The following is an 8,462-nucleotide window of genomic DNA, read 5'->3' as shown; positions in this document are numbered from 1 at the left end:
TGGTGGAATGACCTGCGAGAAATGCGTCGAGAACGTGCAGAATGCCATCAATTCCGTTGATGCGGGCAATGTGTGGGCTCGTGTCGATTTGGGCTCGAAGACGGCGCATATTCTTTCGAAGAACGCCCTTGACCAGGCTTCTGTTGAGGAAGCGGTTGAAGCGGCGGGGTATTTCGTAAGTCGTCGATAGGGTGGTGCCAATCGAGCTTCGCTTCGGCCTTCGCGCATTCCGCAATGCGGCGCGATCGTCGTATGCGGCTGGGATTGACGGCTGCCAGCATTTCGCTTGAGTGGTTTCAAGCGAGTTTTGAAGTCGCTGCGCAATTGAAGGAACTGCCTAGATGCGCGCTTGTTGCGCTTAGATAAAACGAAGGCGCCGGCTCCTCGGAAAAACGAGGGACCGGCGCCTTTTTGAAGCGTGCGTGCCTAGTTGTCGCACATAAGCAGCCAGGCATTGTTCGGCGCCATGGCATGCTCGCAGAAACTGCAGGGCTTATCGGCGCACAGCGGTGCGCTGAGCCACAGGGTGGCGTCTTCCCATTCGCTGAGCAGCTCGGCGGGCAGCATGCTTTGCGGAACCGTGGCAAGCTCGCGCGCACCGCGCCCAAGGGCGGCGTCAATTTCCGTTTCATGTTCCATCGACCAGGCGAACATACCGGCGAGTTGGCGCATGCCTCGTGCGGTGGGGTGCGTGCCTTCAATCGCTTCGTAGTCCATGCCGCAGGCGAAGGCGTCGGCCACATGAGCGCCGGCTTCATGGGCGGCTGCGCGAATGGCGTCGTTGTATTCGGCGAAGGGAACGCCGCGGAAATCGTAAGCGAACTGCGGTTTTACATGGCCCGCAATGCGCCCGGGAACGAGTGTGACGCACCAGATTTCAGTTTCGGGGCAGCGTGCGCGAAGGCGTGCGAGCATCGAAGCATAGGCGGTTTTGAAACGCTCGATTTGACCGGGTGCTGCAAGTTCGGCAAGAACCTTCTCGACGGGCGCTTGTGCGGAAAGCTCAGCAGGGCAGGCTGATCCATGGCCGTCAGCATTCATTTTCGCGCCGCCCCAGCCGTAGTCGTTGATGCCGATGAAGCATACGATGGCGTCGGGGGCTTCGCCCTCATCGCCCAGAATCGCGTCTGCGCGCGCATCGGAATCGCCGGCAGGGAAGAACCCGCCTTCCACGAGGCTTCCCGAAAATGAGTCGTTTTTCAAAAGCGTGCCGCCAAAATGGTCGATGAGCAGGTGCCACCATGTTTGTTCGACATGCGTAACGCCCGTTTTCTCCAATCGCTCGTCGGAGTAGAACACATCGAAGCCCGGCGGGTTCCACCCGTCGAATGTGGAGATGGAATCGCCGAGGATCGAAAACGTTTTTGCCACCAGATTGCTCCTTGGGTCGGTTGCTTGGTCGTGCGTGCAAACGCACACGACCCACGCGGCGGGCGCGCGGGTCGATTTGTGCTCATATAAAAGGGGCGTGAAACGACGGGTTAAGCCGAGCGTTTCGCGCGTGTGGTGCTAAGCGTATTTCAGGAATGCGCGGTAGGCTTTCAGCGCTTCATACATGTCGGCCTTATCGACCACTTCCCACGGCGCGTGCATCGAGAGCACCGGCACGCCGCAGTCGATGACATTCATGCCATATTCGGCCAGAATGTAGGCGATGGTTCCACCGCCGCCCACGTCGACGCGGCCGAGCTCGGCGGTTTGGAACGCGGCGTTGCCCTTGTCCATGATGGAGCGAATCTTGGCCATGTATTCAGCGTTCGCGTCGTTCGAACCGCTTTTGCCGCGCGCGCCGGTGAACTTGTTGAACACCACGCCGCGGCCCAGATAGGCGGCATTTTTCGTTTCGAAGGCGCTTGCATAGCTGGGGTCGAAGCCCGCAGACACGTCGCTCGAAAGCATGGACGAATTCGCGAGGCAACGACGCAGCGGCAAATCGCCTGCCTGGCCAGCAAGATCCATGAGTTCGGCGATGGTGTTCTCGAAGAACATCGATGTCATGCCCGTAGCGCCCACGCTGCCGATTTCTTCCTTATCGACCAAAATGCAGATGCCTGTTTTCTCAAGGTCGCTCGCCTCAAGCTGCGCGACCAAGCTGGGGAAGGCGCATACGCGATCGTCGTGGCCGTAGCCGAGCACCATGGAGCGGTCGAAGCCCAGCTCGCGTGCGCGGCCGGCGGGAACGACCTCGAGTTCGCTCGAAAGGAAGTCCTCTTCTTCCATGCCGTATTTCTCGGCGAGCAGCGCGAGCATGGTCGCTTTCACGGGTTCTTTTTCCGCGAGCTTCTCGAGTTCGGTTTTCTCGGCGTTTTCCTTATCTTCCGTCTTCGCGGCAGGGCGGCCACCTGCGAGCACGTCGAGGTTTTCGCCCTCGACAACCTCGGAGGCCTTCTTTTGCATTTGGTCGTTGGCGAGGTGAATGAGCAGGTCAGTGATGCAGAACACGGGGTCGCCAGCGTCTTCGCCCACGTTCATGCGCTCAACGCTGCCGTCTTTTTTCGCGATAACGCCGTGAATGGCGAGCGGCAGCGTGACCCATTGGTACTTCTTGATGCCGCCGTAGTAATGCGTGTCGAGCAGCGCGAGGTCGCCCGATTCGTAGAGCGGGTTTTGCTTGATGTCCAAACGCGGGCTGTCGACGTGCGCGCCCAGAATGTTTAGGCCGTCCTGCATGGGACGGCTGCCGATGTGCGCCAAGATGATGGTTTTGCCGTACAGCTCGGCGTAGACCTTGTCGCCCGCAACGAGTTGCTTGCCCGCGGCACGCGCCTCGTCGAGCGAAACGTAACCCGCCTCGCGCGCCTGCTCGATGGCGGTCGCCACGCATTCGCGCTCGGTTTTGTTGGCGCTGATGAAATCGATGTAGTTGGTCGCGAGCTTCTCGAGCTCGGCCAGCTGCGGCTCGTCGTATGCGAGCCATGCGTTCTTGTGCTCCAAAGCAGTTCCTTTCGCTTGGGAATTCTCACAAGCGCATTATAGAAGGGAATGGGCGCGGCGGCGTGTCGGCGGCGAAACGAAACAGAATGGTCTTAACCGAAAGCCTTCTTCGGTGTGTACACCACAAGGGACACTCATCTTCTTTTTCGGAATATAATTGTTTCGAGCAAGCATGGGCGTTGGCGATTGGAGCGAACATGGCCGAAGTTGTCGCAAGCAAATTGAAGCTGCTGCATTTGGCTCACATTTTCGAGCGCGAGACCGACGACGATCACGGCTTTACCGCGTCTCAAATCATCGGAAAGCTCGCCGAGCTCGGCGTGAATGTCGAACGTAAAACCTTGTATCGCGATATCGATTGTCTGCGTTCATTCGGCTACAACATTCTGAAGTACAATCGCGCGCCCGTCGAATACGGCTTGGCCACGCGCGATTTCCAAGAGCAAGAGCTGCTGCTTCTGGCCGATGCCGTGCAGTCGTCGAAATTCCTTACCGAAAGCAAGAGTCGCTCCCTCGTCGAAGGCATCGGAAAGCTCGGCAGCAAATACATGGACGAAAACCTGCGAAAGCAGGTGCACGTCGAGGGCCGTATCAAGAGCCAAAACGAGTCGGTGTTCTACAACATCGACGCCATTCAGCGCGCGATATCGCTTCGCCGCAAAATCGAATTCCGCTATTTCAAATACGACGAGCATAAGAAGCGCGTTACGAGCAAGCATGGGGATGGAAGTGAGATATATAAAGAAACCCCTGTTCAGCTTGCATATATGGACGATGAATACTATCTCATTGTATGGAATGACAAATACGCCGGTTTCACTCATTACCGCGTCGATAGAATGCAGAACCTCGAGGTGTCGAGTGAAGCGGCCACGCGCAACGATGAGATATCATCATTTGACGTGGCCAAGCATCAGCAGCGTGTATTCGGCATGTTCCATGGCGAATCGGTCGGCGTCACGCTGCTCGTGCGCGGGTCTGTGATGAGTGCGATTGTCGACCGTTTCGGTAAAGATGTCGAAGTGCTGCCTGCGGAAGACGGTTGGGCGCGCGTGTGCGTGACGGTTATGGCCGCGCCCACGTTTTACGGGTGGCTCGCGACGTTCGGGTCGAGCGTGCAAATCGAAGAGCCGCAGTCGTTGCGCCAGGCATATGCGGGATACCTATCGGCAATCCTGGAGAATTACCAGTAAGGGTCCACGCCGAAAGTGTGGTTGAGTTGTAGTGTGAGGGGTTTTCGTGGCCGAATGCTGTAGGTGTCACCGTCGACTCGGCGTGCTGTCGGCGAAAATCGACGAGATCATTTGGGCGGAATTCGATGAATAACCGCCCGTGGGCGTTTTCTTGCCTTTCGCCCTTGGCCAGTGTCGTTTTCGTCGCCTTATTGCTGCTTCCCGTCCTTCAGTTTCGTGCGTCCTTTGAATTTGTTTGGAGCTATGGCATTCGCGCGTTGGGGGCGCATATAATATTCCGTTAACGTTCCGGAAAACACACAAACCGAAGGAGACATCAGATGGCGTTCTACTACGAGGAACCCTCGCGTACGTTCAATGAGTATTTGCTGGTCCCGGGCCACACCCCGGCGTCCTGCATCCCTGCGAAGGTTGACTTGAAAACGCCGCTGGTGCGTTACCGCAAGGGTCAGGAAGAGTGCCCCATTTCGCTGAACATCCCCATGGTGTCGGCAATTATGGCCGCTGTTTCTGACGACCACATGGCTGTTGCCCTCGCCACTGAAGGTGGCATTTCGTTTATTTACGGCAACCAGACCATCGAGAGCGAAGCGGCCATGGTCGCTCGCGTGAAGGCGTACAAGGCTGGCTTCGTCGTTTCCGACACCAATCTTTCGCCCGACACCACGCTCGAGGAAGTCGTCGCCCTGAAGGAGCAAACCGGCCATTCCACCATGCCCGTCACCGATAACGGCCAGGCTGGCGGCAAGCTGCTCGGCGTCGTTACCGAGCGCGACTATCGCCTTTCGCGCATGTCGCTCGACACCAAGGTTTCCGAGTTCATGACTCCCCGCGAGAATCTCGTGGTTGCTACCGAAGGCACCTCGCTCAAGGAAGCCAACGACATCATCTGGGATCACAAGCTCAACAGCCTGCCTATCGTCGACGCGAACGATAACCTGTGCTACCTCGTGTTCCGTCAAGACTACGACACCCATAAGGAAAACCCGCTCGAACTGCTCGACAACGAGAAGCGCTACCTGGTTGGCGCGGGCATCAACTCCCGCGACTACGCCGAGCGTGTTCCCGCTCTGGTCGAGGCTGGCGCCGACGTGTTGTGCATCGACTCTTCCGAGGGCTATTCTGACTGGCAGAAGATGACCATCGAATGGGTGCGCGAGCACTACGGCAACGATGTGAAAATCGGTGCCGGCAACGTTGTCGACCGCGAAGGCTTCCGCTTCCTCGCCGAGGCTGGCGCCGACTTCATCAAGGTCGGTATCGGTGGCGGTTCCATCTGCATCACCCGCGAGACCAAGGGCATCGGCCGTGGCCAGGCTACCGCGACCATCGAAGTCGCCAAGGCTCGTGACGAGTACTTCGAGGAGACCGGTATCTACGTGCCCATCTGCTCCGATGGCGGCATCGTGTACGATCACCACATCTCGCTAGCACTCGCCATGGGCGCCGACTTCGTGATGCTCGGCCGCTACTTTGCGCGTTTCGACGAGTCCCCGTCGGCCAAGGTCATGGTCAACGGCACCTACATGAAGGAATACTGGGGCGAGGGTTCTGCCCGCGCTCGCAACTGGGGCCGTTACGACCTCGGCGGCAAGAAGAGTCTTTCCTTCGAAGAGGGCGTCGACTCGTACGTGCCTTACGCTGGCAGCCTGAAGGACAACATTGCCGTTACGCTGCTCAAGATTAAGTCCACGATGTGCAACTGCGGCGCGCTCACGATCCCTGAGTTCCGCGACAAGGCGAAGCTCACCACCGTGTCTTCGACCTCCATTGTCGAGGGCGGTGCTCATGACGTTTTGCTGAAAGACAAGACGCCGTACGCTTCTCGCGTCCGCTAAAAGCTGCGTTTTGAACAAATAACAGCACGGAAAGCGACCCCTCGGGGTCGCTTTTTACATGGGCAAACGTTACTAATGTGGGGTGTGAACTACTCGCATTGACTTTACCAGGGAGTTTGTTCAAAATAGGCGGTTGTGTTTCTTTCCCACACGATTCGTGGGTATAGGAAGGCGGGTTTCCGCCACTGCTAATGGCGCATTGAGCGCGGTTGGCGGCGTAGAGAAAAACGACGAAAGCGGTTTATATCAAAACCTTTTCCAACATAACGGCGTTGCTGCTCGCGGGCGTTCTGTCCGCTGGCTCGCTGACCTTCGCGTGCGCCGCACCCGCCTATGCCGACGAGGTGAGCGATGCTCAAAACGCGCTCAGTGCCGCCGAAGCCCGTATGTCTCAAATTGCTTCGGAGCATGAAGCTCTTGTTAAACAGGCAGAGGAATTGCAGCAGCAAATCGATGAGGCCACTCAGGGCGTGATGGACGCGCAGGCGGCTGCTCAGACCGGTCGAAACAAGCTTGGCATCTATGCCACTCAGGAGTACAAAACAGGCGGCATCTCACTTATTAAAGTATTGCTCGAGTCGCAAAGCATCTCTGATCTCGTGAATAACATGCAATACTTCGATGCGATTCAGGAAGACCAAGCTCGTCAAATCGCAGAGCAGAAGCAGCTCGAAGCTACGCTTAACGACGCCCTCGACGATTTGAACAAGAAAAAAGACGAACAGGTCAAGGCTATTTCCGATGCCGAAGCCAAGCAAACCGAAGCTCAGCAGGTCGTGGCCCAGGCCACCGCGCACTTAAGCGATGCCCAGGCTGCTGCCGAAGCCGCTCGTTTGGCCGAGCTGCAAAAGCAGGCTGAAGCGCTGAAGGCCCAGCAGGAAGCCCAATCTCAAACCGAGCAAGCCCCTGCGGAGGAATCGAAGGGCGCCGCCGAAAAAGCGGAGGAATCTGGCAACGGCGCTGCGTCGAATTCCGGCAACCAATCTTCAAGCGGCTCGTCGAGCGGATCGAGCAACTCGAACGGTTCAGGCTCGAACAATTCCAATTCCTCGAATACGAGCACCTCGGGTTGGCAGTCTGGCGTTGTTTCCGCCTACGGCTCAACGAGCGATGGCACGCTGGGCGCCCACACCGCGACGGGCGCAATCGTCAGCGAAAGCTCCATGGGCGTGGCTGTTCCTATGTCTATGCCTAACTACCGATCCTATTTTGGGCGCTCGGTCGAAATCAGCTATGGTGGCCGCACGGTTGTCGCTGTGGTGAACGACTGCGGTGGCCTGGGCGGCGGCTCCCGTGCGCTCGATTTGCAGCCTGGTGTATGGAAGGCCCTTGGCGCGAGCAGTTGTTTCGATTGGGGCGTGCGCACCGTTTCTTACCGTTTCCTGTAGGGGCAAGTGCCCGCATCGTTAGGGGCCACGCCGCCCGCTTCTTTACGTAACGGAACACTATGTAAAGAAAGGGCGGTCTCGATCGATGCGTTTCCCAATACGTATCGCACGGCGGGCTGGCGAGCGGTTCCATATTCAATCCAAGCCCGAGCTTGTTGAATTTCATTTGAATATTTCCTATTGAGCTGCATTACCGCCCGCGTTTGCGGACGTTTTTTTGTATGAAGCGCAAAGGCGCGTTACAATAGGCAAATTATCGTTGCGCATGCGTATGCGCTGAAGTTCCGGATTAGCAGGAGCACACATGAAGGAATACAACCCTCTCGAGATCGAGCCGCGTTGGCAAGCGGCTTGGGAAGAAAGCGGCATCAACAAGGTGCATGAAGAAGACGGGCGTCCCAAGAAGTACATCTTGGAAATGTTCCCGTATCCCTCGGGCGACATTCATATGGGCCACGCCCGCAACTATTCGATTGGCGACGTTATTGCTCGCTACTATCGTATGAAGGGCTTCGACGTTTTGCACCCCATGGGTTGGGACGCCTTTGGCCTGCCTGCAGAAAATGCCGCCATCAAGCACCATAGCCATCCTGCCAAATGGACGTATGCCAACATCGAAACCCAGAAGGCCAGCTTTAAGCGCATGGGCTTTTCCTACGATTGGGACCGCACCGTTGTTGCGTGCGACCCTGAGTACTATCGCTGGGGTCAGTGGATTTTCGAGAAATTCTGGGAGCGCGGCCTCGTCGAACGCCGCAACTCTCCCGTGAATTGGTGCCCGGGTTGCCAGACTGTTCTGGCGAACGAGCAGGTTATCGAGGGCCGTTGCTGGCGTTGCGATTCCGAAATCGAGAAGCGCGATCTCACGCAGTGGTACCTGAAGATCACCGATTACGCGCAGGAGCTGCTCGACGACCTTGACCAGCTCGAAGGCTGGCCCGAGCGCGTGAAGCAGCAGCAGTCCAACTGGATTGGCCGCTCTGAAGGCGCCGAGGTCGACTTCGTGCTGTGCGATAAAGACGGCAACGTGCCCGCCGAGCCCGCTGAAGACGACATCATCACTGTGTTCACCACGCGTGCCGACACGCTGTTTGGCGCGAGCTTCTTCG

7 protein-coding genes are annotated in these 8,462 nt (G+C 57.6%); 5 read left to right on the top strand and 2 right to left on the bottom strand.

Features of this window, described 5'->3' with window-relative positions:
• Positions 1 to 190 (top strand): heavy-metal-associated domain-containing protein (locus ACWI8T_RS06840; protein ID WP_449138400.1); only part of this gene is annotated, 190 nt, incomplete at its 5' end.
• A gap of 236 nt (positions 191 to 426) precedes the next feature.
• On the opposite strand, the gene ACWI8T_RS06835 is transcribed toward ACWI8T_RS06840, so the two are convergent.
• Both ACWI8T_RS06835 and ACWI8T_RS06830 read right to left on the bottom strand, forming a co-directional pair.
• Entirely contained in the window at positions 427 to 1,371 is a 945-nt protein-coding gene (locus tag ACWI8T_RS06835) for an SGNH/GDSL hydrolase family protein (RefSeq protein WP_449138399.1), read from the bottom strand.
• Between the two features lie 138 nt (positions 1,372 to 1,509).
• The gene (locus ACWI8T_RS06830) at positions 1,510 to 2,934 is read right to left on the bottom strand and encodes an aminopeptidase (protein ID WP_449138398.1); all 1,425 of its coding nucleotides are present in this window, start codon (positions 2,932 to 2,934) and stop codon (positions 1,510 to 1,512) included.
• Positions 2,935 to 3,131: 197 nt separating this feature from the next.
• Between ACWI8T_RS06830 and ACWI8T_RS06825 the strand changes: the two genes are divergently transcribed.
• The 4 genes from ACWI8T_RS06825 to ACWI8T_RS06810 form a co-directional block, all read left to right on the top strand.
• Positions 3,132 to 4,127, top strand: coding sequence for a helix-turn-helix transcriptional regulator (locus tag ACWI8T_RS06825; protein ID WP_449138397.1), 996 nt, complete (start codon positions 3,132 to 3,134; stop codon positions 4,125 to 4,127).
• Between the two features lie 320 nt (positions 4,128 to 4,447).
• Positions 4,448 to 5,965 (top strand): IMP dehydrogenase, encoded by a 1,518-nt coding sequence (locus tag ACWI8T_RS06820; protein ID WP_288168834.1) that lies wholly within the window; start codon positions 4,448 to 4,450, stop codon positions 5,963 to 5,965.
• 272 nt (positions 5,966 to 6,237) lie between these two features.
• Positions 6,238 to 7,353, top strand: coding sequence for a coiled-coil domain-containing protein (locus tag ACWI8T_RS06815; RefSeq protein ID WP_245910300.1), 1,116 nt, complete (start codon positions 6,238 to 6,240; stop codon positions 7,351 to 7,353).
• A gap of 304 nt (positions 7,354 to 7,657) precedes the next feature.
• A partial coding sequence (locus tag ACWI8T_RS06810) for a class I tRNA ligase family protein (protein WP_449138396.1) occupies positions 7,658 to 8,462 on the top strand: 805 nt, incomplete at its 3' end.

It is taken from the genome of Slackia sp. (genome assembly GCF_977041755.1).
This window is presented reverse-complemented; position numbering and strand designations above follow the sequence as displayed.

Excerpts from the sequence above, each read along its gene's own strand:
- ACWI8T_RS06825 (WP_449138397.1), top strand. The coding sequence starts at position 3,132 with ATGGCCGAAGTTGTCGCAAGCAAATTGAAGCTGCTGCATTTGGCTCAC.
- ACWI8T_RS06820 (WP_288168834.1), top strand. The coding sequence starts at position 4,448 with ATGGCGTTCTACTACGAGGAACCCTCGCGTACGTTCAATGAGTATTTG.